At 70.5% G+C, this 24029-nt stretch carries 23 protein-coding genes and 1 riboswitch; of the genes, 13 read left to right on the plus strand and 10 right to left on the minus strand.

All coding sequences use genetic code 11. The annotated features are described in order from the left end of the window. Nucleotides 1-319: 319 nt before the first annotated feature. The gene (locus tag ACLBX9_RS16805; protein ID WP_419149836.1) at nucleotides 320-754 is read right to left on the minus strand and encodes an NUDIX hydrolase; all 435 of its coding nucleotides are present in this window, start codon (nucleotides 752-754) and stop codon (nucleotides 320-322) included. A 137-nt stretch (nucleotides 755-891) separates the two neighbouring features. Continuing rightward, nucleotides 892-1084: riboswitch (cobalamin riboswitch) on the plus strand. 285 nt (nucleotides 1085-1369) lie between these two features. Between ACLBX9_RS16805 and ACLBX9_RS16810 the strand changes: the two genes are divergently transcribed. Together ACLBX9_RS16810 and ACLBX9_RS16815 are read left to right on the plus strand one after the other, a co-directional pair. Continuing rightward, nucleotides 1370-3553, plus strand: coding sequence for a TonB-dependent receptor (locus ACLBX9_RS16810; RefSeq protein WP_447719763.1), 2184 nt, complete (start codon nucleotides 1370-1372; stop codon nucleotides 3551-3553). Next, nucleotides 3547-5016 (plus strand): PepSY domain-containing protein, encoded by a 1470-nt coding sequence (locus ACLBX9_RS16815; RefSeq protein ID WP_447719764.1) that lies wholly within the window; start codon nucleotides 3547-3549, stop codon nucleotides 5014-5016. The genes ACLBX9_RS16810 and ACLBX9_RS16815 overlap by 7 nt, the downstream gene beginning before the upstream one ends. 12 nt (nucleotides 5017-5028) lie before the next feature. Here ACLBX9_RS16815 and ACLBX9_RS16820 read toward each other — a convergent pair whose 3' ends face one another. After that, the gene (locus ACLBX9_RS16820; RefSeq protein ID WP_447719765.1) at nucleotides 5029-7173 is read right to left on the minus strand and encodes a TonB-dependent receptor; all 2145 of its coding nucleotides are present in this window, start codon (nucleotides 7171-7173) and stop codon (nucleotides 5029-5031) included. A gap of 185 nt (nucleotides 7174-7358) precedes the next feature. Between ACLBX9_RS16820 and ACLBX9_RS16825 the strand changes: the two genes are divergently transcribed. Then, entirely contained in the window at nucleotides 7359-8579 is a 1221-nt protein-coding gene (locus ACLBX9_RS16825) for a GTP-binding protein (RefSeq protein ID WP_447719766.1), read from the plus strand. 10 nt (nucleotides 8580-8589) lie between these two features. Here the strand turns inward: ACLBX9_RS16825 and ACLBX9_RS16830 are convergent, their stop codons facing one another. The 3 genes from ACLBX9_RS16830 to ACLBX9_RS16840 all read right to left on the minus strand — a co-directional run bounded on the left by ACLBX9_RS16830 (nucleotide 8590) and on the right by ACLBX9_RS16840 (nucleotide 11086). Beyond that, entirely contained in the window at nucleotides 8590-9216 is a 627-nt protein-coding gene (locus ACLBX9_RS16830) for a MarR family winged helix-turn-helix transcriptional regulator (RefSeq protein ID WP_010686385.1), read from the minus strand. Between the two features lie 84 nt (nucleotides 9217-9300). Then, nucleotides 9301-9690, minus strand: a complete 390-nt coding sequence (locus ACLBX9_RS16835) for a response regulator (RefSeq protein ID WP_039894381.1) — start codon at nucleotides 9688-9690, stop codon at nucleotides 9301-9303. A gap of 130 nt (nucleotides 9691-9820) precedes the next feature. Further along, entirely contained in the window at nucleotides 9821-11086 is a 1266-nt protein-coding gene (locus ACLBX9_RS16840) for an adenosylmethionine--8-amino-7-oxononanoate transaminase (RefSeq protein WP_447719895.1), read from the minus strand. A gap of 252 nt (nucleotides 11087-11338) precedes the next feature. Here ACLBX9_RS16840 and ACLBX9_RS16845 point away from each other — a divergent pair, with 252 nt between their 5' ends. From ACLBX9_RS16845 to ACLBX9_RS16855, 3 genes are all read left to right on the plus strand, one after another. Beyond that, the gene (locus tag ACLBX9_RS16845; protein ID WP_447719767.1) at nucleotides 11339-12463 is read left to right on the plus strand and encodes an aminotransferase class I/II-fold pyridoxal phosphate-dependent enzyme; all 1125 of its coding nucleotides are present in this window, start codon (nucleotides 11339-11341) and stop codon (nucleotides 12461-12463) included. 116 nt (nucleotides 12464-12579) lie between these two features. Beyond that, nucleotides 12580-13089 carry an OsmC family protein gene (locus ACLBX9_RS16850; protein ID WP_039894376.1) on the plus strand — a complete coding sequence of 170 codons (510 nt, stop codon included), beginning with the start codon at nucleotides 12580-12582 and terminating at the stop codon, nucleotides 13087-13089. Between the two features lie 16 nt (nucleotides 13090-13105). Next, complete coding sequence (locus ACLBX9_RS16855) at nucleotides 13106-13963, plus strand: class I SAM-dependent methyltransferase (protein WP_010686381.1); 858 nt, start codon at nucleotides 13106-13108, stop codon at nucleotides 13961-13963. A 93-nt stretch (nucleotides 13964-14056) separates the two neighbouring features. Here the strand turns inward: ACLBX9_RS16855 and ACLBX9_RS16860 are convergent, their stop codons facing one another. Beyond that, nucleotides 14057-14359, minus strand: coding sequence for a DUF3572 domain-containing protein (locus tag ACLBX9_RS16860; RefSeq protein WP_432419915.1), 303 nt, complete (start codon nucleotides 14357-14359; stop codon nucleotides 14057-14059). A gap of 74 nt (nucleotides 14360-14433) precedes the next feature. On the opposite strand from ACLBX9_RS16860, the gene ACLBX9_RS16865 reads away from it, so the two are divergent. Beyond that, nucleotides 14434-14805, plus strand: coding sequence for a response regulator (locus tag ACLBX9_RS16865; protein ID WP_010686379.1), 372 nt, complete (start codon nucleotides 14434-14436; stop codon nucleotides 14803-14805). 137 nt (nucleotides 14806-14942) lie between these two features. After that, nucleotides 14943-16316, plus strand: a complete 1374-nt coding sequence (locus tag ACLBX9_RS16870; protein WP_447719768.1) for a PleD family two-component system response regulator — start codon at nucleotides 14943-14945, stop codon at nucleotides 16314-16316. Nucleotides 16317-16390: 74 nt separating this feature from the next. On the opposite strand, the gene ACLBX9_RS16875 is transcribed toward ACLBX9_RS16870, so the two are convergent. Further along, entirely contained in the window at nucleotides 16391-16651 is a 261-nt protein-coding gene (locus ACLBX9_RS16875; protein WP_447719769.1) for an autotransporter domain-containing protein, read from the minus strand. Nucleotides 16652-17254: 603 nt separating this feature from the next. Between ACLBX9_RS16875 and ACLBX9_RS16880 the strand changes: the two genes are divergently transcribed. The 5 genes from ACLBX9_RS16880 (at nucleotide 17255) to ACLBX9_RS16900 (ending at nucleotide 21502) form a co-directional block, all read left to right on the plus strand. Then, nucleotides 17255-18217 carry an acetyl-CoA carboxylase carboxyltransferase subunit alpha gene (locus ACLBX9_RS16880; protein WP_010686376.1) on the plus strand — a complete coding sequence of 321 codons (963 nt, stop codon included), beginning with the start codon at nucleotides 17255-17257 and terminating at the stop codon, nucleotides 18215-18217. Continuing rightward, nucleotides 18214-18945 (plus strand): DUF1796 family putative cysteine peptidase, encoded by a 732-nt coding sequence (locus ACLBX9_RS16885; protein ID WP_447719770.1) that lies wholly within the window; start codon nucleotides 18214-18216, stop codon nucleotides 18943-18945. Before ACLBX9_RS16880 ends, ACLBX9_RS16885 begins: the two co-directional genes overlap by 4 nt. 260 nt (nucleotides 18946-19205) lie before the next feature. After that, nucleotides 19206-19670, plus strand: coding sequence for a GNAT family N-acetyltransferase (locus tag ACLBX9_RS16890; RefSeq protein WP_010686374.1), 465 nt, complete (start codon nucleotides 19206-19208; stop codon nucleotides 19668-19670). Between the two features lie 17 nt (nucleotides 19671-19687). After that, nucleotides 19688-19864 carry a hypothetical protein gene (locus tag ACLBX9_RS16895; protein ID WP_447719771.1) on the plus strand — a complete coding sequence of 59 codons (177 nt, stop codon included), beginning with the start codon at nucleotides 19688-19690 and terminating at the stop codon, nucleotides 19862-19864. Between the two features lie 153 nt (nucleotides 19865-20017). Then, entirely contained in the window at nucleotides 20018-21502 is a 1485-nt protein-coding gene (locus ACLBX9_RS16900) for a L,D-transpeptidase family protein (RefSeq protein ID WP_447719772.1), read from the plus strand. Nucleotides 21503-21674: 172 nt separating this feature from the next. Here the strand turns inward: ACLBX9_RS16900 and ACLBX9_RS16905 are convergent, their stop codons facing one another. The 3 genes from ACLBX9_RS16905 to ACLBX9_RS16915 all read right to left on the minus strand — a co-directional run bounded on the left by ACLBX9_RS16905 (nucleotide 21675) and on the right by ACLBX9_RS16915 (nucleotide 23916). Next, nucleotides 21675-22148, minus strand: a complete 474-nt coding sequence (locus ACLBX9_RS16905) for a hypothetical protein (protein WP_447719773.1) — start codon at nucleotides 22146-22148, stop codon at nucleotides 21675-21677. A gap of 321 nt (nucleotides 22149-22469) precedes the next feature. Next, the gene (locus ACLBX9_RS16910) at nucleotides 22470-23600 is read right to left on the minus strand and encodes an L-talarate/galactarate dehydratase (RefSeq protein WP_447719774.1); all 1131 of its coding nucleotides are present in this window, start codon (nucleotides 23598-23600) and stop codon (nucleotides 22470-22472) included. Nucleotides 23601-23742: 142 nt separating this feature from the next. Then, nucleotides 23743-23916 carry a YqaE/Pmp3 family membrane protein gene (locus ACLBX9_RS16915; RefSeq protein WP_010686369.1) on the minus strand — a complete coding sequence of 58 codons (174 nt, stop codon included), beginning with the start codon at nucleotides 23914-23916 and terminating at the stop codon, nucleotides 23743-23745. Nucleotides 23917-24029: the final 113 nt, after the last annotated feature.

A 24029-nucleotide genomic window follows, 5' to 3' on the forward strand; every position in this document is an offset into this window, starting at 1 on the left:
ATCCTCGCCGCGGTTGCGGGCCGCGCGCTCGGCGGCGTCGCGGGCGCTGGTGCGCGGGCCCGTGCGGGCGCGGCCGTCGGCCTGGGCCTTGCCGCCCCTGAACTTGCTGGCGCTGGACTTGCCGGCCTGAGGCTTGCGCCCCGTCGGCCCGCCGCTTCTGGGAGGTCGTATCGTCATGCTTCCGCCGGCACCCGTCTCCGCGTCGGACGGAGCGTCCGGGCGCATGGGCCGCGGCGTCGCGGACGTCCGGACCGATGGGATTGCCCGGCTGTAGCATCGCCCGCGCCGAGCGGCAAAGGCGGTGGGCCGGCCCGGTCCGTCAGGGCTCCGCGCGCCACGCGTCGCGGAGGCGGGCCTTCAGGCCGGCGGGGAAGAGGTCGGGACCGCCCGGCACGTCGAGCCCGTCCAGATCGCACCACCGCGCCACGCAGGCGGTGCCGGAATCCTCGTGGAACACGAAGCGCTCCTGCCCGTCGAACCGCCCCGGCGGCAGGGCGACGGGGAACAGGAACAGCACCTCGTGTCCGACCTGCCCCTCGTGCGTGAAGATGTTCTCCATGACGCGGGGGCCGCCGAGCACCGAGACGGTGACGCCGAGCTCCTCCCGGAACTCCCGGATCAGGGCGTCCTCGACCCGCTCGCCGAACGCGACGCTGCCGCCGAGCGGCCGGACGCCTTTCAGCCGCCCGTCATCCGCGCGGACCTCGGCCACGAGCAGGCTGTTGCCGCGCCGGGGCAGGCCCAGCGCCTTCACGCGAATCTCCGCAGGGGGCCGCCAGACCGTCATCCCGCACGGGCTAGCCCGTCGTCGGCGAGGCCGCAACGGACCGGCGCACAGCGCGCCGATCCACGGCAACAACGGGACACACGGTTGACGCCCGCCCCCGCTACGGCCAAGCTGTGCTCGACGGTTCCCCTCGGGGATCAAAAGGGAACGCGGTGAGGGGTTCGCCCCGAAGCCGCGGCTGCCCCCGCAACTGTAAGCGGCGAGCCCTTCACCACCACGTCACTGGGTCACCCCGGGAAGACGGTGCGAGGGCGGCGACCCGCGAGCCAGGAGACCTGCCGTCAGCCGTGGTCACACGCGAAACGCGCCGGGCGGGGTGTCCTGGCGGGTGTCGAGGCGACGCCAGTCCCGAGGGGAGGCGGCCGCCGAGGCCTCGTTCGCGGTGACGTGCCACAGCAAGCGCGCCCGCGACGCCGTTCCCCATGCCCATCTCCGCCGTCCCGAACCCCTCGAGCCCTGTCGCAGGACGCCGTCGCGCGCCCGCACAGGCAGAGGCTACCAGACAGCGAGCACATTGTAATGTTATTACAATGCTTGTAGGACGCGGGGGCCGGCGCGCGCCGCGCACGGACCGCTTTCCCCATGTCTCCATCGACCCATCGCTCCTGCCTCGGCGGGCGGGCCCCGCTCTGCGGCGTTCTCCTCGCGCTCCTCGCCAGTCCGGCCGCCGCACAGGAGGTGGTCACGCTGGATGAGCTGTCGGTCGCGGGCGCGGGCGGCGACCCGAGCCGCCTCCCGCCGAACGGGCTCAACCTGCGCACGCCTGACCGGACCGCGAGCCGCCTCGGCCTGACGCCGCTGGAGACGCCGGCCAGCCTCGACATCGTGTCGGGCGAGACCGCGCGGCTGCGCGGCCAGGACACGATCGCCGAGGCCGTGACCCAGGACGCGACCGGCATCACCACCATCGCGGCGCCCGGCAACGGCAACGGCGCGTTCACGTCCCGCGGCTTCGCCGGCCCGAACTCGATCCAGCAGCTCTACGACGGCACGCGCTTCTACGTCGGCGCCAACACCGTGACCTTCCCGTTCGACACGTGGAACGTCGAGCGGATCGAGGTGCTGCGCGGGCCGTCCTCGGTGCTCTACGGCGACGGCGCCATCGGCGGCGTCATCAACGTGGTGCCCAAGAAGCCGGTCTTCGTGCCGATCAACGCCGCCCGCGCGGTGATCGGCACCGACGGGGTCGCGCGGCTCGCCCTCGATTCCGGCGGCCCGCTGGGCCAGGCTGAGTACGGCGACACCTTCGCGTACCGCCTCAACGTCAGCGGCAACCGCGCCGACGGCTGGATGCGGCCGGAGGGCGATTTCCGTAACCTCGCGGTCTCCGCCGCCCTGCTGTTCCGGCCGAGCGCCGACCTCGCCTTCACCCTGAGCCACGATCTCGGCTACCAGGAGCCCGCCCGCTACTGGGGCACCCCGCTGGTCGAGGGACGGATCCCGGATCTCATCCGGTTCAACAACTACAACGTCCGCGACGCGAAGATCACCTGGGCCGACAACTGGACCCAGCTCAAGACCGAGTGGTCCCCCTCGGCCGACATCACGATCCGCAACACCGCCTACCGGCTGACCAGCCGGCGCCACTGGCTCGACGTCGAGCAGTACAGCTACAACCGCGGCACCGGGCTCGTGGACCGGGGCGACTACCTGGAGATCTACCACAGTCAGGAGCAGGTCGGAGACCGTCTCGACGCCACGTTCCGAGGCGACCTGTTCGGCCTGCGCAACCAGTTCGTGGCCGGTTTCGACGTGAATCACATCGACTTCCGCCACACAAACAACTTCTACTTCGACCAGACCACGAGCGTGCCGCTCACCGGCTACGATCCGGGCCTGTTCCCGCAGAACGGGCGAGCCCGTCCGGCCTACGCCACGCAGACGAGCCAGGCCTCGGTCTTCGCCGAGGACCGGGTGATCCTGTCGGACAGGCTCTCGTTCCTCACCGGCGTGCGCCTCGACGTGCCGACGTTGAACCGCGAGGACCTGCAGACGGGATCGCGGTTCGAGAAAACCTACCGGGCGCTCGGCTACCGGTTCGGCCTCGTCTACAACCCGACGCCGGACACCGCGCTCTACGCCCAGTACAGCTTCGCCACCGACCCGGTGAACAGTCTGATCACGCTGTCGCAGTCGCTGGCGGGGTTCAAGCTGGCGACCGGCGATCAGGTCGAGATCGGCGCCAAGGGGCTCGCCTTCGACGGCGCCCTCGAATGGACCGTCGCGGGCTACCGGATCGTCAAGGACAACCTGATCTCGGCGATCCCGGGCCAGCCGACGCTGTCCACGCAGGTGGGAAGCCAGTCCTCGCAGGGCTTCGAGCTCGCGCTCGGCTGGCGCTTCGCGCCGGACTGGCGGCTCGACGGCAACCTCGCGCTCCTCCACGCGCAGTACGACCGGTTCGACCAGACGGTGAACGGCGCCACCGTCTCGTACGCCGGCAACCAGCCGATCGACGTGCCCGAGCGCGTGGCCAATCTCTGGCTGACCTGGGACGTCACCCGCGACTGGACCGCGCGGGTCGGACTGCAGAACGTCGGGCAGGTCTACAGCGACTTCGGCAACACCGCGCGTCGCCCCGCCTACAACCTCGTCAACGCGGTCCTGGACCATCAGGTGACGGCGGATTCGCGCCTGTCCGTGCGGGTCTACAACCTGTTCGACAAGGTCTATGCGATCTCGGGCAACGCCGTGAACGGGGTCGGGACCAACTGGCTGCTCGGGCGCCCGCGCTCGGTCGAGGTCGCCTACACGGTGACGTGGTGAGCCTGCCGCGCCGGCTCGGCAAGGCGGGACGGCGCTGGCTGCTCCTGTTCCACCGCTGGGCCGGGATCGCCGCGGGGCTGTTCTTCGCGCTGTGGATCGGCTCCGGGCTGGTGATGCTCTACGTGCCGTTCCCGGCGCTCACCGAGGCCGAGCGGCTGTCGCGGCTCGCCCCGATCGCCTGGGATCAGGTCGCGGTCGCGCCGGACGCGGCGCTGCGGGCCGGCGGGCTCGCCGGCGTGCCGGCCGCCTTCGGCCTGGAGATGCGGGGCGGGGAGCCCGTCTACCGGGTCGCCGACCGCGGCGGCACGCGGGCCACGGTCTCGGCGCGGACCGGCGCGCGGCTCGGGCCGGTGACGCCCGAAGACGCGCTGCGTCTCGCGGCCGATGGGATGCCGGACGCGCGCGTCGCGCCGGTCGAGCGCGACCAGTGGACCGTCACGGCCCGGTACGACCCGCTCCGCCCCTTCCTGAAGGTCGCCCTCGGCGACCCGGCGGGGACCGAGCTCTACGTCTCGCGGGTCACCGGCGCGATCGCTCTCGACACGACCCGGTCGGAGCGGGCCTGGAACTGGGTCGGCGCCGTGACGCACTGGATCTACCTCACGCCGCTGCGCGCCCGGGCGGAGCTGTGGCGGACGGTCCTGCTGTGGCTGTCGGGCCTCGCCGCCCTGGGGGCGCTGACCGGGCTGGCGATCGGGATCTGGCGCCTGCGCCTCCGGCGGCGCTACGCGGGCGGGGCCGTCACGCCCTATCGCGGGCTCGCCCGCTGGCACCACCTGTTCGGCCTCGCCGGCGGGATCGGGCTCAGCACCTTCATCCTCAGCGGCTGGATCTCGATGAACCCGAACCGCTGGTTCGCGTCGACCGCGGCGCCCGCCGCCATCCGCGCCGCCTATGCCGGACAGCCGCAGGGCCTCGGCCTCACCGCCGAGGCCCTGCGCGGCTTCGCCGGCCCCGGGACGCGAGCGCTGCGCTTCGCCGCGATCGGCGGCTCGTGGTGGATCATCGCCGACGGCCCGGCCGGCGCTTCGGCGCGGCGCGCGGATGACGGCGCGGCGCTCGACGCGGCCGCGATCGCGCGGGCCGCCGGCCCGGCGCTGCCCGGCGGCCTGCGGGCGGTCGCGGAGATGACCGCCTACGACCTCTACTGGTATCCGCACGGCTCCGATCCGCGGCCGCTCCCGGTGCTCCGGCTGCGGTTCGGCGACCCGAACGCCACCTGGCTCCACGTCGATCCCCGGGACGGGACCATCCTCCAGCGCCTGGACCGCTCGGGCCGGATCAACCGATGGCTATTCGACGCGGCGCACCGCCTCGACCTGCCAGGGCTCACCGGCAGTCGCCCGCTCCACGATGCGGCCCAGTGGATCCTGAACCTCCTGGCCGCCGGGATCGCCGTGACGGGGATGGTCGCGGGCTGGCGCAGGCTGCGCCGCGGCCTGCCGGCCCCGAAACCTCGATGACCGACGCGGCCCTCAGAACCGCGCCGTCAGGAACCACCGCACGTTCCGCCCCGGCAGCAGGATCTCGTCCTTCTTGAACGAGGTCGAGTTGCGGATGTCGTCGTTCAGCAGGTTGCGGCCTTGGACGCCGAGGGTGATCGCGCTCGCCCCGTAGACCGCGGGATCGACGACCTTGGTATAGCTCAGCTCGGCGCGCAGGTCGTCGTAGCCGGGGGTCGGCGTCTCGTACACGGCCGTGGCGTCGTGGCTGAAGGCGTGGAGCAGGTTCACCCGCGCGAACCACCCGTCGGCCCGCAGGTAGACGCCGCCGCCGAGCCGGTAGGGCGGGATGCGCGGCACGTTCGTGCCGTTGTCGAACTGGGCGCGGACGAAGTCGAACTGCGCCTCGACGCCGGCGAAGCCGTTGCCCACCGGCACGAGGTCGTACTGGCCGATCATCTCGGCGCCGTAGAAGGTCGCGTTCTGCTGCTGGTAGACGATCTGCCGGTTGTCGGTGCCGACGCCGCAGGAGGCGAAGTCGTCGTCGCAGGTCAGGCCCGTGTAGTTCCGGTAGATGAAGCCGGTGTAGCGGGTGAAGTAGCCGGTGGCGTCCAGGCGGAACGGCCCCTCGGCCCGCCGGATGCTGGCCTCGACGGTCCGGGCGCGCTCCTTCTTGAGGTTCGGGTTGCCGATCTCGAAGGTCGCGGTGGCGTCGTGCGGGCCCTGCGAGAACAGCTCGTAGCCCGTGGGCCCACGCTCGACATAGGAGCCGGTGAGGCTGGCCACGAAGCCGTAGGGCAGGTCCTGCAGGGCGCCGATGCTGGCGCTCTTCGGGGCGAAGCGCCGGGTCCGCGCGTACTGGAACGGCTCCTGGCCGTCGACCGGCACGTAGTCGGCGGGGAACTGGGCGGCCGTGCTCGACAGCCGGTCGACCTCGTAGCGCCCGGCCGCCTGTAGTCTCGTACCCGGGCGCAGCTCCAGCTCCTCGAACAGGTAGACCGCATTGGCACGGGACTCGGTTTTCGGCAGGAACGACTCGAGCTGCGTGTTGATCACGCGCCGGTCGGACTGAAAGCCGAGAGCGCCGGTCAACTTGCCGAACTCCGTGAAGACCGGAACATGCTGGAGTTCCAGGCGGCCTTCCGCCTCGCGGTTCTTGAAGATCGCCTGGATACCCTCGATCCCGTCCTCGCCGATGCCGACCTCGTTGTGGCGGTAAACCGAGTAACCAGCCCAGTAGCGGATCACCTCGAACGGGCCGTCGAGCGGGCGGTACTCGCCGCGCGACAGGACCCGGTCCTGGTTCGGGGTGAGGCGGGTGCGGTCCTGCTCGGCCACGCCGCCGGGAATCGCGTAGACCGCGTCGTAGTGGCTGAAGGAGATGCCCATGAAGCCGCGGTCGCCGATCGCCGAGATGCCGACCGCGCCGCCCTGCGACTCGTTGTACGAGTTGCGCTGGATCCCGCCGGGGATCGCGTAGCTGTCGTTGGCGGTCTTGAAGCCGTCGGCGTGGACCGCGATGCCGTCGCCGCCGGCATCCACCGTGGCGGCCCCGAGCCGGCCGTTATCCACACTGGAGAAGCCGCTGGTGACCTGGCCCTGCACCCCGTTCGCCGGGATGAAGGTCGGCACCCGGTTGTTGTCGGCCGAGACGACGCCGCCGATGGCGCCCGAGCCGTAGCGCAGGGTCGCGGGACCGCGGATCACTTCGATCCGGTCGGAGACCAACGGGTTGACCGGCACGGCGTGGTCCTCGCCGAGGTCGGACACGCCGCCGTTGACGATGCCGTTCTCCTGGATCCGCACCCGCGCATTGTCGAGGCCGCGGATGATCGGCCGGGACGCCGCGCCCGGCGCGTACGTCGTGCCCGAGATGCCAGGCCGGTCGAACAGGGCGTCACCCAGGGTCCGCGGCTGGTCGCGCGCGATCTGGTCCTGAGTCACCACGGTGACCGGCGAGAACGTGTTGGTCGCCACCGGCAGGACGCCGATCGGCACCGCGGCATCCGCCGCGACCCCGCCGCGCGACGGCTGGATCGGGCTGGGGCTGGTGACGCTGATCTCCTCAAGAGCGACGGCCTGCTGCGCCCACACGGCGGATGGCGTCAGGAGGCCGGCACAGACGGTCGAAGTCAGGACCGTGCTGGCGAGAAGGCCGGAGCCGCGCGAGAAAGACATGGACACCCACACAGTGTTATATCGTTTCATTGTTGCTGCATCGCGATCCGGCGCAAGCGGTAATCCCTGCCCGCTCGGATGCCATCAAGAAACGTTACATCGTTGCAACAGAATGCAGGGTCTTGCTCTGAAGAGAACCCGCCGACTCGCTTGATTCTGAAACGTTATAACATCAAAATGGAGAGATGACCCAGCGCGACACACGCCTCTCCGTCACCGTCCTGTCAGGCTTCCTTGGAGCCGGGAAGACGACCTTGCTCAACCACGTGCTCAACAACCGCGACAGCCGTCGCGTCGCGGTGATCGTCAACGACATGAGCGAAGTGAATATCGACGCTGACCTCGTCCGCACGGGCGGCGCCGACCTGTCCCGCACCGACGAGACGCTGGTCGAGATGACCAACGGCTGCATCTGCTGCACTCTGCGCGACGACCTGCTCTCGGAAGTGCGCCGCCTCTCCGAGGCGGGCCGGTTCGACTACCTGCTGATCGAGGGAACCGGCATCGCTGAGCCTTTGCCCGTTGCGTCGACCTTCTCGTTCCGGGACGAGGCGGGGCAGGCCCTGTCGGACCTCGCCCGGCTCGACACGATGGTGACGGTGGTCGACGCGGTGAACCTGCTCGGGGATTACGGCTCGGCGGCATTCCTGCGCGAGCGCGGCGAGAGCGCCGGCGCCGAGGATACGCGCACGCTCGTGGACCTGCTCGTGGAGCAGATCGAGTTCGCCGATGTCGTGGTGATCAACAAGGCGCGCGACGTTTCCGCCGGGCAACTCGCGCTGGTCCGCTCGGTGGTGCGCGGCCTCAATGCCGACGCCCGCATCCTCGAGACGCACCACGGCCAAGCACCCTTGTCCGAGATCCTCGATACCGGCCTGTTCCAAGAGGAGAAGGCCCAGCAGCATCCGCTCTGGTTCAAGGCCCTCTACGGCGCCGACCAACACGTGCCGGAGACCGAGGAGTACGGCATCGCCTCCTTCGTGTACCGTGCCCGGCGGCCCTTCGACCCGGAGCGCTTCAACGATTTCGTCAACGCCACCTGGCCGGGCCTGATCCGGGCGAAGGGACATTTCTGGCTGGCAACGCGGCCGGACTGGGTCGGCGAATTCTCCCTCGCGGGGGCCGTCGCGCGGATCTCCGCCATGGGTTTCCGGTGGTCAGCGGTCCCGCGCCGGCGCTGGCCGGAGGATTCCGAGTTCCGGGAGCGCCTGTACGCGGTCTGGAGCGAAGTCTGGGGTGACCGGCGCCAGGAGTTGGTCTTCATCGGCATCGGCATGGACCGCGGGGCGCTCACCGCGGCGCTGGATGCCTGCCTGATCGAGACCGGATCGGACCGGGCGCCGTTCGATCCCGCGCCCTACAGGGATCTGCCGGACCCGTTCCCGGCCTGGCGCCCGGCGGCCTGAGCGTCGCCACTTAAGTGGTCAGTCCCTCGGTCTCGTCCTCGGCCTCGATCTCGGCGTCCGCCTCGGTCACCTGTCCGGAAGCGCCGGCCGCCTCGGCGAGGCCACGGGCCGCCTTTCGAAGGAGCTTGCGCAGGCGGCGCCGGTCGGTCTTGTCGAGGTGGTCGAGCAGCTCGGATTCCACCTCCGCCTGGATCTGCTCGATCGCCTGCGCCTTCGCGAGACCGGCCTCGGTGAGCTGAACGCGAACGATGCGCCCATCGCCCGATTCGGCCCTGCGCTCGACGATGCCGAGAGCCGCGAGCCGCGTCACCGTCTTCGACGCTGTGGGCGGGCGCACCCGCAGCAGCGCGGCGAGGTCGCCCATCGTCATCGTCCCAGCGGCGGCGAGGGCCTGCACGACCTGCTCCTGTCCGGCGAACAGGCCGAGCTTGGCCAAACGGTCGCCCGTGCGGGCGCGATGCAGGCGGGCGGCCTGCACCAGAGCCCAGCCGACGCTGCGGATCCCGGGCGGCCGCATCTTCTTGGACGACAGCGACAGAGGCGCCCTGTCGGCGTCATGACGATCGCGTTTCTGGTTATCGCCCACCGGAGCGCCCGAGTTCGTGCCGGCGGCCGCCGGATGATCCTGAAGTTGCACCGTTCATCCCCCTTCACCAGCCGCCCGAGACCCTGTGGCGCTGACCGGTGACGCTGCGATGACGGGGCCGGACCGGCCGGCCGCTTAGCAGTGCATGAGACGCTGGAGCCGGTCCAGGATGTCTTCGCCCGTGCAGGGCCGGGCGATGAAGTCGGCATGCTCGGGCATGCGGGTCGGATCCGGGGCGGACCGTCCCGACACGATCAGGATCGGAAGCTGCGGGCGTGCCTCGGCCACGGAGCTGGCGAGGTCGAATCCGTCCGTCTTGCCCGAGAGCTGGACGTCGGTGACGAGCCCGCAAATATCCGGGCGCGCCTGCAGAATGCTGAGCGCCCGCTCGGCGGAGGCGCACTGGACGGTGTCGTAGCCGCCTTCCTCAAGAACGTCCCCGAGGTCCATGATCGTCAGCGCCTCGTCCTCGACGAGGAGGATTACCGGCCGATTGCCGCCCGAACCCGTCTGCTCACTCGCCACTGTTTACTCCCTCCGGCAGCGTGCGGCCGCGAGGGCCGCCGCACGCGTCTTCAGCCCTAGGCCCAACGGCAGAAACGGTTCCGGGTTGCAGGCCGGTGAAGCGGCGGCGTCCCCACAGGGCCCAGGACCGTCACGTTGCCGGAGACGGCGGCTCGCTCACCACCGCGGCGATCGCCTCGATCAGGCGATCAAGATCCGCCGGATCGATCGTGAGCGCGGGCGTCAGGTAGACGATGTCACCGAACGGCCGCACCCAAACTCCCCGGTCGAGGAGCCGGGCCTTCAGGGCGCCGAGATCCGGCGTCCGGCAGAACTGCACCGCCCCGATCGCGCCGAGGACCCGGACATCCGCCACCCCGGGGGTGTGTCGCAGCGGCTCCAGCCCGGCGGCGAGGCGAGCCTCGATGGTCCGCGCCTGGGCGAGCCGCGGTTCGGTCTCGAAGAGGTCGATGCTGGCATTGGCCGCCGCGCAGGCCAGGGGATTGGCCATGAAGGTCGGGCCGTGCATCAGCGCGGCCGCCGGATCCTCGGACCAGAACGCCTCGAACACCTCTGTACGGGCGACGGTGGCGGCGAGCGCCATGGTGCCGCCGGTGAGGGCCTTCGACAGACAGAGGATGTCCGGCACGATCCCGGCCTGCTCGCAGGCGAAGAGACTGCCGGTGCGCCCGAAGCCGGTGAAGATCTCGTCCGCGATGAGCGGCAGGCCGTGACTCCGCGCGAGCCTGGCGACAGTGGCGAGCACCTCGGGCGGATGCGTGCGCATCCCGCCCGCCCCCTGGACGAGCGGCTCGACGATCACCGCCGCCAGGGTCCCGCGCTGCGCCGCCAACGTCGCGTCGAGAGCCTCGGCCTCAGCCCTGGTCCGCGGCAAATCGCAGAAAACCTGCATGGGCAGGTAGGCGCCGAAGCGGCGATGCATGCCCTCTTCGGGATCGCAGACCGACATCGCCCCCATCGTGTCGCCGTGATAGCCGCCGCGGAAGCTGAGCACCTTCGTCCGGCCGCTCACCCCGCGGTTGATCCACATCTGCGCCGCCATCTTCAGCGCCACCTCCACGGCGACCGAACCGGAATCGCTGAAGAAGACGTGGTCGAGATCGCCCGGGAGCAGATCGGCGAGCCGGGCCGCCAGCCGCTCAGCCGGCGCGTGGGTGAGGCCGCCGAACATGACGTGGGGCATGCGCGCCAGCTGGTCGGCCACGGCGCCCGCTATGTGCGGGTGGTTGTAGCCGTGGACCGCCGTCCACCAGGACGCGATGCCGTCCACCAGTTCGCGGCCGTCGGCGAGGACGATGCGGCTGCCATGGGTCGCCACCGCCTCCAGTGGCGGGGCGGCGTCGCGCATCTGCGTGTAGGGCCGCCAGAGATGCGTGCGAGACGGGTCGAGCGTCATGGCGGGGGCATGCGCGGCCGGAGCGATATCGGTCAAGCCGGCGCGCGCTCGGGATCCGCTGCCATCCGGGTCGATCGATGCCGGCCACGGTTGGGCAGCGTGCCGCGGGTCGGGAAGCGCCCGCACGGCGATCGCGCAAGCCAGAGCGCCAAACAACGATTGATCCGCGCGCGCTGTCCCGCACAAGCGCGCGCGGCCGCGCGCGAATCCGGCCGCCTTGACATCCGCCGAACCGCGCGGCCCATCACCCCCATGGACAGCCTCGACGCCTTCGCTCGCCAAAAGCTCGACGCCCTGGAGGCCGGAAGCCTGCGCCGCCGCTTGGTGCAGACCGAGCGCGGGACGGGTGCCGCGGCTGCACGGGACGGCCGGGCGCTCGTCTCGTTCTCCTGCAACGACTATCTCGGCCTCTCCCACCATCCGCGCGTGATCGCGGCCGCCCAGGAGGCCGCGGCAGTCTACGGCGCCGGGGCCGGCGGATCCCGGCTGGTGACCGGCGACCATCCCTATCTCGGCGCCCTGGAGGAGCAGCTTGCCGCCCATAAGGGCACGGAGGCCGCGCTGGTCTTCGGCAGCGGCTATCTGGCCAATCTGGGCATCACTCCAGCGCTGGCCGGCCGCGGCGACCTCATCCTGCTGGACGACCTATCCCACGCCTGCATGTGGGCCGGGGCGCGGCTCTCGGGGGCGCGGGTGCTGACCTTCCGCCACAACGATCCCGGCGACCTTGCGCGCCAGCTCGGGGAGCATCGGTCCGGGCACGGCCGCGCCCTCGTCCTCACCGAGCGGGTGTTCAGCATGGACGGCGACCGGGCACCGCTCGGCGATATCCTGGGGATCGCGGAGGGCTTCGACGCCTGGACGCTCGTCGACGACGCCCACGGGATCGGCGTGGTCGAGGGAGGCCCGCGGGCGCCGCTGGAGATGGGCACCCTGTCGAAGGCGCTGGGATCCTACGGCGGCTATCTCTGCGCGTCGCGGCCCGTGATCGACCTGATGACGAGCCGCGCCCGCAGCTTCGTCTACACCACGGGCCTGCCTCCGGCCTCGGCCGCCGCCGCCCTGGAGGCCCTGGTGATCCTGGAGGCGGAACCGGATCGGCGCGCCCGGCCGCTCGCCCTCGCCCGGCGCTTTACGGCGCGCCTCGGCCTGCCGGAGGCCGAGAGCGCGGTCGTCCCGGTGCTGGTCGGGGAGGCGCAGGCGGCGCTCGCCATCTCGGCGGCGCTGACGGCCGCCGGCTTTCTCGTGGTGGCGATCCGCCCGCCGACGGTGCCGCCGGGGACTGCGCGGCTGAGGGTGGCCTTCTCGGCAGCCCACGAGGAGGCGCAGGTCGATGCCCTGGCCGACGCGGTGGCGCGGCTGACCGGGCGCCCCTGACGGCGCTTTGCGCGGACCGCGCCCGGCACCTATACCGATGCCCTGACGGGGCGCGGGTGCGCTCCGGAATGCCCGCCCCCCGAGAAGCGGGCGCAGAGCGGCATCGAGAGGACGACATGGACGCCAGCGCGCTGCGAGCCCTCCAGGCTCCGATCAAGGACAAGTACCGCAGCGCGCCGGATGCTGCGGTCATCACCCTCAAGGCCAAGGGCACCCTCGACGACACCAAGATCGCCTGCAAGGTCGAGACCGGCCGCGCCATCGCGGAGGCGGGCCTCCACCCGGCGACCGGCGGATCCGGAGCCGAGCTGTGCTCGGGCGATATGCTCTTGGAGGCCCTGGTCGCCTGTGCCGGCGTGACCCTGAAGGCCGTTGCGACGGCCCTTGAAATCCCGCTCCGATCCGGGACTGTCAGCGCCGAAGGCGACCTCGACTTCCGCGGCACCCTCGGTGTCGACAAGGAGGCGCCGGTGGGCTTCCGCAGCATCCGCCTGTCCTTCACGCTCGATACGGACGCGCCGGAGGACAAGCTCGCCCAGCTCCTGAAGCTGACCGAGCGCTACTGCGTCGTGTTCCAGACCCTGAACCACAAGCCGGAGTTGTCGGTCGCCGCCACGACGGCCTGACGGAGAGGGGATGATCATGGCGGGCGGCGTCACGCAGGCCGAGTACTGGAACGGCGAGGTCGGGACGCGCTGGGCCCGCAACCAAGCGGTCCTCGACGCGGTCTTCGCGCCGCTGACCGAGGCCCTGTTTGACCGGGCGGATGTTACACCCGGACACGCCGTCCTCGACATCGGCTGCGGCGCCGGCGCCACGACGCTGGACGCGGCACATCGGGTCGGGCCAGGCGGCGCGGTCACGGGAGCCGACATCTCGGCGCCGCTTCTCGCGGTGGCCCGCGGCCGCATCGCCGCCGAGGCGCCGGGCGCCGCCCCGATCCGGTTCGTCGAGGCCGACGTGGAGCACGCCGATCTCGGAACCTTCGACGCGGCCCTGTCGCGCTTCGGCGTGATGTTCTTTTCGGATACCGGCCGCGCCTTCGCCAACCTGCGCCGTATGCTGAAGCCCGGAGGCCGACTGACCTTCCTGTGCTGGCGGGGACTCTCCGAGAACCTGTGGGTCAGCGTACCCAGGGAGGCCGTGCTGCCGCTCCTGCCGGAGGCACCGCCGCCTCCGCCGCCGGACGCGCCGGGGCCGTTCCGCTTCGCCGATGTGGACGCGATGGCCGCGCTCCTGCGCGGCAACGGGTTCGGGACCGTCACCTGCGACGCGCTGGACCGGGACGTGGTCCTCGGCCGGGGCGCGGACGATGCCGGGGCCGCACAGGCAGCGGCCCACGTGGCCCTCAACCTCGGCCCGACATCGCATCTCGTGCGGGAAGCCGAACCGGACCTACGCAGCCGCGCCGAGGCGGCCGCGGTCGCGGCGCTGCGCCGCCACGCGACGGGCGGCGCCGTGCGGTTGCGTGCCGCCTGCTGGCTGGTTCAGGCAGGGTGAGGGGGCGCCGCGACGAGGCTTCGAGACGATCCCGGATCGCCGTCCGCCGTGTCCCAGGCGTCCGTGAGAGGGCTTTTTCCACAGCCGCCGGCGTCACGCCCACTCGTCGTCCGGCCGCGGCGACAGTCGCTGCCAAGCCTCGGCGATCCGCTCCGGCTTGATGCCGAGGGCGCTCGCGCAGGCGACGAGAACCGCCTCGTCGCCCATCACATGGTCGAGGACGCCGACCAGGAAGGCCGGTTCGCGGGCGCTCGCTCGCAGGGTGTCGGGGCTGAGCCCGCTCGCCGCCATGAAGGGCAACAGGCGGTCTTCGTCCCCAGCGATCCACAAAAGAACGTCCAGAGCCAGCCGTTCCGCGGGCTCATGCCCTTGAAGAGGTTTGCCATTCATCAACATGTGAACGCTACAAAGGCGAGGGAGGGGCTTCACCGCCCGCTAATCATGATCGGCGCGCACCGGGACAACGGATCATGAAGAAGACGGTGCTGATCGTCGAGGACAACGAGTTGAACATGAAGCTGTTCAACGACCTCCTGGAGGCGAACGGCTACGCGACCCTGAAGACCGCCCACGGCATCGAGGCGATCGAACTCGCCCGCGCGCATCATCCCGACCTCATCCTCATGGACATCCAGCTCCCCGAAGTCTCGGGCCTGGAGGTGACCAAGTGGCTCAAGGAGGATGATGATCTCAAGAGCATCCCGGTCATCGCCATCACGGCCTTCGCCATGAAGGGCGACGAGGAGCGGATCCGCGAGGGCGGCTGCGAGGCCTACCTGTCGAAGCCCATTTCGGTCGCGAAGTTTTTGGCAACGGTTCGCGCTTATCTTGAGCCGAAGTGACCCCGGAGGGGCTTAGCCGTTGAGCAGGTGACCCGACCGCGCCGGGTCGGGTCACCTGCTCAACCGTTCGTCCCGATGCGCCACCCCGGGTCGCTCCGCCCGATACGGACCGCGAAGCGGCGCATCAGCGAGGAACCATGTCGGCCCGCGTCCTCATCGTCGACGACCTGTTCCCCAACGTGAAGCTTCTGGAGACGAAGCTAGGGCTGGAATATTTCGACACGCTCGCCGCCATGAACGGCCCGGACGCCATCGCGATCTGCGAGAAGGGCTTGTGCGACCTCGTGCTGCTCGACGTGATGATGCCCGGCATGGACGGCTTCGAGGTGTGCCGACACCTCAAGAACAATCCTGTCACCGCCCATATCCCGGTGGTGATGGTCACGGCCCTCGACCAGCCCGCCGACCGGCTGCGGGGTCTCGATGCCGGGGCCGACGATTTCCTGACGAAGCCCGTGGACGACACCGCCCTGTTCTCCCGGGTGCGCAGTCTCGTGCGCCTGAAGGCGGTGACCGACGAGTTGCGCCAGCGGGCGCTGGCCTCGCGGGACTTCGGCATCGGTGACCCTCTGGCGCTCGCCACCGCGGAGACCGGCCTCGACGCCCGGATCCTGCTGGTGGAGGACAGGCCCGGCTCGGCCGAGCGGCTGGCCGGCGCGCTGCGCCAGCACCACAGCGTGACGATTGAGTCGGATCCGCAGGAGGCCTTGCGCCTCGCCGCCGAAGCGGGGTTCGACCTCGCCCTGGTGAGCCTGGATCTCGAGGGCTTCGACGGTTTGAGGCTGTGCAGTCAGCTCCGGTCGCTGGACCGGACCCGCGCCATGCCGCTGATCATGCTGGCGGAGGAACACGACCGCGCCCGCGTGGTCCGCGGGCTTGATTTCGGCGTGCACGACTTCCTGATGCGGCCGGTCGACCGCAACGAACTTCTGGCCCGCGCGCGCACCCAGGTGAAGCGCAAGCGGTTCACGGACGTCCTTCGGGGGGCGATGCAAGCTTCCCTGCAGATGGCCGTGATCGATGGGCTCACCGGCCTGCACAACCGGCGCTACCTCGACCATCACCTGGGCTCGCTCTTCGCCGACCCGGTCGCCCAGCGCCCGGCGCTGGCTGCCCTGATCCTCGACATCGACCACTTCAAGGGCATCAACGACGGCTACGGCCACGAGGCCGGGGACGAAGTGCTGCGCGGCTTCGCCGAGCGGGTCCGTCAGCACACGCGGCCCGTCGACGTCGTGGCCCGCTACGGCGGCGAGGAGGTGGTGGTCATCCTGCCGGAGGCCGGCCTCGCCGAAGCCCAGGCCATCGCCGAGCGCATCCGCGAGCGGATCGAGGCCGTGCCGTTCGCGGTGCACCGGGCGACCCGGTCGATCCCCGTCACGGTCTCGATCGGCGTCGCCGTGCGGCACGCCGAGGATTCCGATCCCGGCACCATGCTCAAGCGCGCCGACCTCGCCCTGTACCGGGCCAAGGCGGCAGGGCGGAACCGGGTCGAGCCGCAGGCGGCGTGAGGCCTCCGCCGCCCAGTCCCGCGGCTGGAGCGCTCTCCGCCGAAGTGGACATAGGTTCGGCACGAGCGCGCGTCTCACCAGCGGAGCGTGAGATAGCCCCGCACGGCGTGGTCACCGGCACGGGCGCCGATCTGACCGGCGTAGCTCGCCCCCAGCGTCACGGCCTTCGAGAGCTGCGCCTCCAGGCCCGCCGAGGCCACCTGGGCGTCCCGTTCGATCGGCGCGCCCGCCGTCCGGAAGGCGATGCCCCCGCCCCGGAACGCCAGCAGCGCCGACGGCACCACGTCCCCGAAGGCCCGCCGGTAGCCGTTGTGGCCGTGGAGGCTGACCGGCACGCCGCCGGCCGCCCGAGCCGGGGTGTCGAAGGCGGTGATGGTCTAGTCCGCCGCCACGCCCACCCGCAGGTCGTCGAGGCCCGGTATGATCAGTGAGCCGTAACCGGTCTCCAGGCCCATCAGGAAGCCGCCGGTCGCCCGGGTCAGGCGGGCGGTGTTGCGGTCGCCGCGGGTGCTGCCGGACGTGCCAAGCCCCTAGCCCCAGAGCGCCACGTTCGCCTGGTAGGCACCATCGGGAGGAGCCCCCGGACGGGATCCTCAGATAGGGCATCGTAAATCGTCGGAAGCGCCGCACCGGGCGCGGCGCGGCCGCCTAGGAGACTTGCCGCCCCAAGCTCTCCCGCCGGGCCGAAGCGGAGGCGGTCGCGGAGCGTCCCCTGGACGAGGACGGCGTTCTGCACCGCAACGCCCATCGCCGCGGCGTGGATCTCGCCCGACGTCTGTCGCGGGAGCCACGCTGCCATCCCGGAGCGTCGCGGGGCGGTGCCGGTCCACCTTCGTGTCCCTGCCTCGGTCAACAGGCCGGTTGACACCACCCCCGGCATCGCCAACACCTCGCGCCCGCCGCCTCGCTGCGGCGGCCCCGGGAAGACCTGTGATACGATGGCGGTGACGCGCACCTACCTCGACTTCGAGAAGCCGGTTGCCGAGCTGGAGGCCAAGCTCGAGGAGCTGCGGGCAGTCGGCGAGCGCGACGGCGCGGTCTCCATCGCCGAGGAGGTCGGCCGGCTGGAAGCCAAGGCCGGCCAGGCGCTCGCTGAGATCTACGCCAACCTCACCCCCTGGCAGAAGACCCAGGTGGCCCGCCATCCGCAGCGGCCGCACTTTGTCGATTATTGTGGCGGCCTCATCACCGAGTTCACGCCCCTCGCCGGCGACCGCAGCTTCGGCGAGGACGCCGCGATCCTGGGCGGCCTCGGCCGCTTCCGCGGACGCCCGGTCCTTGTGCTCGGCCAGGAGAAGGGCGCCACCACAGAGGCCCGGCTCAAGCACAATTTCGGCATGGCCCGGCCCGAGGGCTACCGCAAGGCGGTCCGCCTGATGGAGACCGCCGACCGGTTCGGCCTGCCGGTCATCGCCTTCGTGGACACGGCGGGCGCCTATCCGGGCATCGAGGCGGAGGAGCGCGGCCAGGCCGAGGCCATCGCCCGCTCCACCGAGGCCTGCCTCGCCCTCGGCGTGCCCAACGTCGCCGTGGTGATCGGGGAGGGCGGCTCGGGGGGCGCCATCGCGCTCGCCACCGCCAACCGTGTCCTGATGCTGGAACACGCGATCTACGGGGTGATCTCCCCCGAGGGTGCCGCCTCGATCCTGTGGCGCGACCAGGGCCGCGCCTCCGACGCCGCCACCGCCATGAAGATCACCGCGCAGGATCTGCTGCGCCTCGGCGTCATCGATGCGATCATCCCGGAGGCCACCGGCGGCGCGCATCGCGACCGCGAGGCGGCGATCCGCGCCGCCGGCCAGGCCATCGCCGAGTCGCTGGCCCAGTTCGACGGGCTCTCGCCGGCCGAGATCCGCGACCGGCGCGCGGAGAAATTCCTCGCCATCGGCCGGACCCTGTGACCGGAGCCGGGGCGACGGGTGGCCTGCTCGGCGCCCTCGGGCGGCTTCTCGGCCGGCGGGACGCCCGCGAGCCGGGTCGACACAACCACGTGTCGCTGGGCTGCAACTGCCAGATGGCGCACGTGCTCAAGACCCTCGACCTGCGCCAGTGGTCGGGCCCGCTGGACTGGATCTTCTCCATGCCGGGCATGGCCCGGGACTGCCTCGCCGACGATTTCGCCGCGCTCCTCGACCGCGACCAGCTCGAGAGCATCCCGGAGATGGAGCGGCGCGGCCCCGACATCTGGCGCGGACGCCACCGCCTTTACCGCGAGCGGCACGGGCTCGAATGCGTGTTCAACCACCACGACCCGGCGGCGAACGCGGCGGACTACGCCTTCCTCACCGAGGGCGTGCGCCGGATCCGCACGGCTCTGGACACGCCCGCCACTGAGAACCGGGTGTGGATGATGACCCATCTCCATACGCCCCGGGACGTGGTGGAGGCGATCGACGACCTGCTCCAGGCCCGGGCGAGCCGCAACCACCTGACCTTCCTGCAGCTCGAGACCGGGCACCCGCGCATGGCGGTGACGGAGGCGGTGGATCTTCGGCCGTCGCTACGCTGGCTCACTGTCCAGACACCCTCGGAGCCGGTGGGCCTGCGGCTGGCCGATCCGACCGACGACGCGGCTCTGGTGGAGATCATCCGCGGCGAGGCGATGCGGCGACCGGCTCTGTTCGGCTGAAGGGGATTGAGGACCGGAGCCGCCCATGCGGCGCAGAGCAGGACAGGACGGCCTCGTTCGCCGGACCAGCCCTGGCCTTGAGCAGGTCCGGGCGAGCCAGTGTCGCGGGAGAGGGCATTTGTGAGCGACGGACTCCGATCCAAATGTCGGCGCCGCGAAGCAGGGAGCGATATCCGCGTCGGGGCCGGTGCCTGCTGCGAAGCCCTGGTCCGCCGATGGCCGGAGAGTGCCGCGAGCGGCCATCCAAGGGACGATGAGCGATGAGCAGACGTGAGATGCGAGTCCGCCGTGCGGTCCTCGCGGACGTCCAGACGATCGTTGCGCTGCTGGCCGACGACGAGTTTGGGTCGAGCCGCGAAGAGCCCTGGGAGTCCGCTTCGCAGCAGTACCGCGATGCCTTCGCCGAGATTGACGCCGATCCACACCAGTTTCTCTGCGTCGCCGAAATCGGCGCGTCCATCGTTGGAACTCTGCAGCTCACGTTCATCGCAGGCCTCTCCCGCAAGGGGTCGAGGCGAGGCCTGATCGAGGCTGTCCGCATCGCGCGTGAACGACGGGGGGAAGGGCTCGGCGAAGCCCTGTTGACCTGGGCAATCGATGCCTGTCGCGAGCGCGGCTGCGCAATGGTGCAATTGACCACGGACAAGAGGCGGCTGGACGCTCACCGCTTCTACGAGCGGCTTGGCTTCGCGCCGTCGCACCAGGGCTATAAACTGCAGCTTTGAGCGTGGTCAGGCTGTCGATGACAATCGGCGCCTTCAACCTCGGCAACGGGATCGGGGCGGCCGTCTGCGGCGGGGTCACCGATGCCGGCCTCGGCTGGACGGCGGTGCCGCTCGCCACGGCCGCTCGGCTGCTGATCGCGGGGCTGCGCCGCGGGGTGCGCAGGTCCGTGGCCATCGGTGTCGTCTGCGGGTGAGCCGGTCGTCCACCGGAGAGAGCGGTGCAGTGTTGCGCCTGCGTCCTTGCGGTAAGGAAGGTGCAAGCTTAACGAGCGTATTGGGTTGGGGAGTGGCGCCCGACGTCGGCTAATCAAAGCCCGCGGGCGCGCGTAGGACGATTGAGGTTCCCCATGACGGCGCGTCTCGCGACTGCGCGGATTCTGGCGGCCGCTTCCCTGCTGGCCCTCTCCCTTGCCGCCTGCCAGGACGGGTCCGGGATCAACGGACCGAGCGCCCGCAGCCTGGCGCCAATCGCTCCGCAGACGCTGGCCCTTATGCAGACCAAGGGGATGCAGCAATCCGATCCGATCCTGATCCGCGCCTATAAGAAGGAAGCGGAGATGGAGGTCTGGAAGCGGGGCAGCGACGGCCGCTACGCCCTCCTCAAGACCTACCCGATCTGCCGCTGGTCCGGCCAGCTCGGCCCCAAGACCCGCGAAGGCGACCGGCAGGCGCCGGAGGGTTTCTACACGATCACGCCGGGCCTGATGAACCCGAATTCTTCGTATTATCTCTCGTTCGATACCGGCTTCCCCAACGCGGTCGACCGGGCCAACGGGCGCAGCGGCAGGTACCTGATGGTCCACGGCACCTGCTCGTCGGCGGGCTGTTTCGCCATGACCGATGCGACCATTGCCGAGATCTACGCGGTGGCCCGCGAGGCCTTCATCGGCGGCCAGCGCAGCTTCCAGTTCCAGTCCTACCCGTTCCGGATGACGGCCGAGAACATGGCCAAGTTCCGCAACGACCCGAATATCGGGTTCTGGCGGAACCTGAAGGAAGGCTCGGACTATTTCGAAGCCCTGCGCGAGGAGCCGAAGGTCGGCCAGTGCGGCACCAAGTACGTGTTCGGCGGCGCCGACGCGGCGGCGGGCTCGTGCAAGCCAAAAATCGATCCCCAGGTGGCCGAGAAGAGCGAGCGCGACGAGCGCGCCGTCACGGACCTCGTCGCCAAGGGCACGCCGGCTGTTCGAGTAGTTTACCAGGATGGCGGCCAGAATCCGGTCTTCCGTCCGCAGAACGCGAGCGCCTTCGCGAGCCTCGGCGGCACCGAGACGGTGCTGCCCTACGACGCCAAGGAATACGGTCGGCACAACCTCGGCGACGTGAGCCGCCCCGAGACCCTGGCGGCAGGGCCGCAGGAGATCGAGGTCGGCCCGAAGGGCCAGCCGACGATGCTGGCGGGCGCCGAGCCGGCACCCGCGAAGGCGGTGAAGGCCGGCGCCAAGGGCGCGGTCAAGCCGGCGCCCGCGACCCTCATGGCGAACCGTGTCGAACCCGACGCCAGGGTCGATACCACCGCCGCGCTCCCCGAGAAGCCCGCACGGATCGCGGTGGCGGACGCGGACGGCGATCCGAGCAGCTATCAGAAACTGTTCGGCAAGCTGTTCGCGAAGGACAATCCGGCGCCGTCGCCGACTCCGGCTGTCGACGCCGCCGTGGTGCCGGAACCGGTCAAGGTCGCGCACGCCGTGGAGGCGCCGCCGAAGCCGAACGCCAAGGCGCATACCGCAGCCCACCCGATGAAGACCGCGAAGGTCGAGGCCAAGGGGGACGGCAAGGCCGAGGCGAAGCTCGCCCTGCGGAAGGGCGAAGCCGAGAAATCCAAGCCCTGAGGCGACGTCTCGGATGGCTCATCCGGGCTCCCCGATCCCGCCGGTCCCAGACGCGCAAGCGCCCGGACGGGGGCCGGGGAGGGTGTTTTCCGTCAGGACGAACGGACCGCTCCGGGCCAGACCCCATCGCCTCGACCGCGCACTCGACCTTCGGTCCAGATGCGTCGCCCGTTCATTTCACATCGGGCGCGGGGCGGCCCGATTTGCAGGCGTCCAACATCCGGGCGTGCAGATGTCCGAGGCCAGCGAGATCGACATCTTCGCTGATCGCCTCGTGCCAACGGTCGAGGATACGGATCCTGAACCTGTGGCCGCGCAGAATCTCGTCGAATACGTCGCCTTTAAAATATAGATTGCCCTCGTTCTGCATGTCGGCAGACGGAATTACTGGCGTTGAAGCGGGCCCATCGTCGATCCGGTATTGATAGTTAAATATCGAGTTTTTCGGCAGGCCCGTGACGGTCAGGCGCTCCAGGCCGACCTGGATGCGGGACGGCGCTTTCGGGACCGCGACGCAGTCCGATCCGTTCGCAGCCCTGTCATCGCCGCGATTCAGAGCCCAGTTGCCTTCACTGAGATGTGTCGGGCTGCCCTGCTCAGAAGCCGCGACGGCTGCGGCCCAACACGAGAAGGCCGCGAGTGCCAAGAGTCTCATCCGGATCCTGCTTCCTTCCCTCCGACGCGATCCGGGAGCTTGGCTCCAGGGATCGAGCGTGCCGCGTAGCTGACCTTGAACGCGGTCGCCGTCCGCACGTTCATCGATTCAAGCAGGGACGGGATGGGACGGGCGTCTGATGAAGCGCGCGAGGCTCGCGGCTTGGCGCCAGCCTCCAGCCTGCGAGGGTCCCGCGATCCGAACCGTATCGAGCATCCCCGCGCCGTGAGCAGGGCAGCGACCCGAAAGCGACCGAACGATCGTCAGTCGCTTTCGCGCCGAGGCCGGGTCCGGCTGATCGGGTGTCGCTGCTCAGCCCAGGCTACCGAATCCCGCCGTCTCGCGCGTCCAGGCAAGCGCCTGCTCGCTCAGGGACAGGCCGAGCCCCGGCCGGGTCGGCACCAGCATGCGCCCGTCTTCCAGGTCCAGGTGCTCGTTGAACAGCGGCTCCAGCCACTCGAAATGCTCGACCCAGGGTTCCCGCTGCATCGCGGCGGCGAGATGGATGTGAAGTTCCATGGAGAAATGCGGTGCGATCGTCAGTCCGGCGAATTCGGCGAGCGTCGCGATCTTCAGGAAGGGCGTGATGCCGCCGACGCGCGGGGCGTCGGGCATCAGGAAGTCCGCGCCGCCCTGGCGGATGAAGTCCCAGTGCTCGGACACGCTGGTCAGCATCTCGCCGGTCGCGATCGGCGTGTCGAGGGCAGCAGCCAGCGCCGCGTGGCCGGCCGCGTCGGTGCAGTCGAGGGGCTCCTCGATCCAGATCAGGTTGAACCGCTCGAAGGTCCGGCCCATCCGCATGGCGGTCGGCCGGTCCCATTGCTGGTTGGCATCGACCATGAGCGGGAAGACGTCGCCCAGATGTTCGCGTACGCGGGACACGCGCCGGATGTCCTCGGCCCAGTCCGGCTGGCCGACCTTCAGCTTGATGCCGCCGATGCCCTTCTTCCGGGACCGGTCGGTGTTGACCAAGAGTTCCTCCAGCGGCGTGTGCAGGAAGCCGCCGGATGTGTTGTAGCAGCGGACGCTGTCGCGCTGCGCCCCGAGGAGCTTGGCCAGCGGCAGGCCGGCCCGCCGCGCCTTCACGTCCCACAGCGCCACGTCGAAGGCACCGATCGCCTGGACGGCGAGGCCGCTGCGGCCCGCGGAGGCGCCGGCCCAGGCGAGCTTGTCCCAGGCCTTAGCGATGTCGCTGGGATCCTCACCGAGGAGTGCCGGGGCGATCTCCCGGGCATGGGCGAACTGCCCCGGCCCCCCGGCGCGCTTGGAGTAGCTGATCCCAAGGCCGCGATGGCCTTCGCCGCTCTCGATCTCGCAGAACAGGATCGCGATCTCGGTCATCGGCTTCTGGCGGCCGGTGAGCACCTTGGCGTCGCTGATCGGCGTCTGGAGCGGCAGGGCGACGGACCGCAGGCGGATGCCTGTGACGGTGTCCTGAGTCATGCTGTCGTCCCGGGAGCTTGAGCGCCGCGCGCGTCGCGGCCGCCCCATGGGTGACGCCGTTCGATCCGGGTGTCCAACACTGGTGATGCATCGATCGATGCGCGCCCGGCATCGCTCCGAGGGTCAGGCCGGGCGACGGCCCTCAGACCAGGGGGCGATCGCGGTTCATCAGCCACAGGGCGTGGACAGTGCCGGGCAGCCAACCCAGGATCCACAGCACGATGTTGAGCAGGAACTGCAGGCCGAAGCCCGTCGTGACGAGGACGGCGATGGGCGGGAAAAAGATCGCGAGCAGAATGCGAACGAGGCTGGACACGGACACTCCGGGGCTGGGGCTGGACAGTCCCCGCTCAAACGAAGCGCAACGGTGTCCGTTCCCAGCGATCACCGGCCCTTCGGTCCGGGGCCACGCAGGCAGCCCCGGACGGA

Source organism: Methylobacterium sp. A49B (assembly GCF_053346215.1).

Excerpts from the sequence above, each read along its gene's own strand:
- ACLBX9_RS16810 (WP_447719763.1), top strand. The coding sequence starts at position 1,370 with ATGTCTCCATCGACCCATCGCTCCTGCCTCGGCGGGCGGGCCCCGCTC.
- ACLBX9_RS16820 (WP_447719765.1), bottom strand. The coding sequence starts at position 7,173 with ATGTCTTTCTCGCGCGGCTCCGGCCTTCTCGCCAGCACGGTCCTGACT.
- ACLBX9_RS16825 (WP_447719766.1), top strand. The coding sequence starts at position 7,359 with ATGACCCAGCGCGACACACGCCTCTCCGTCACCGTCCTGTCAGGCTTC.
- ACLBX9_RS16840 (WP_447719895.1), bottom strand. The coding sequence starts at position 11,086 with ATGACGCTCGACCCGTCTCGCACGCATCTCTGGCGGCCCTACACGCAG.
- ACLBX9_RS16845 (WP_447719767.1), top strand. The coding sequence starts at position 11,339 with ATGGACAGCCTCGACGCCTTCGCTCGCCAAAAGCTCGACGCCCTGGAG.
- ACLBX9_RS16850 (WP_039894376.1), top strand. The coding sequence starts at position 12,580 with ATGGACGCCAGCGCGCTGCGAGCCCTCCAGGCTCCGATCAAGGACAAG.
- ACLBX9_RS16855 (WP_010686381.1), top strand. The coding sequence starts at position 13,106 with ATGGCGGGCGGCGTCACGCAGGCCGAGTACTGGAACGGCGAGGTCGGG.
- ACLBX9_RS16860 (WP_432419915.1), bottom strand. The coding sequence starts at position 14,359 with ATGTTGATGAATGGCAAACCTCTTCAAGGGCATGAGCCCGCGGAACGG.
- ACLBX9_RS16865 (WP_010686379.1), top strand. The coding sequence starts at position 14,434 with ATGAAGAAGACGGTGCTGATCGTCGAGGACAACGAGTTGAACATGAAG.
- ACLBX9_RS16870 (WP_447719768.1), top strand. The coding sequence starts at position 14,943 with ATGTCGGCCCGCGTCCTCATCGTCGACGACCTGTTCCCCAACGTGAAG.
- ACLBX9_RS16880 (WP_010686376.1), top strand. The coding sequence starts at position 17,255 with ATGGCGGTGACGCGCACCTACCTCGACTTCGAGAAGCCGGTTGCCGAG.
- ACLBX9_RS16890 (WP_010686374.1), top strand. The coding sequence starts at position 19,206 with ATGAGCAGACGTGAGATGCGAGTCCGCCGTGCGGTCCTCGCGGACGTC.
- ACLBX9_RS16895 (WP_447719771.1), top strand. The coding sequence starts at position 19,688 with ATGACAATCGGCGCCTTCAACCTCGGCAACGGGATCGGGGCGGCCGTC.
- ACLBX9_RS16900 (WP_447719772.1), top strand. The coding sequence starts at position 20,018 with ATGACGGCGCGTCTCGCGACTGCGCGGATTCTGGCGGCCGCTTCCCTG.
- ACLBX9_RS16910 (WP_447719774.1), bottom strand. The coding sequence starts at position 23,600 with ATGACTCAGGACACCGTCACAGGCATCCGCCTGCGGTCCGTCGCCCTG.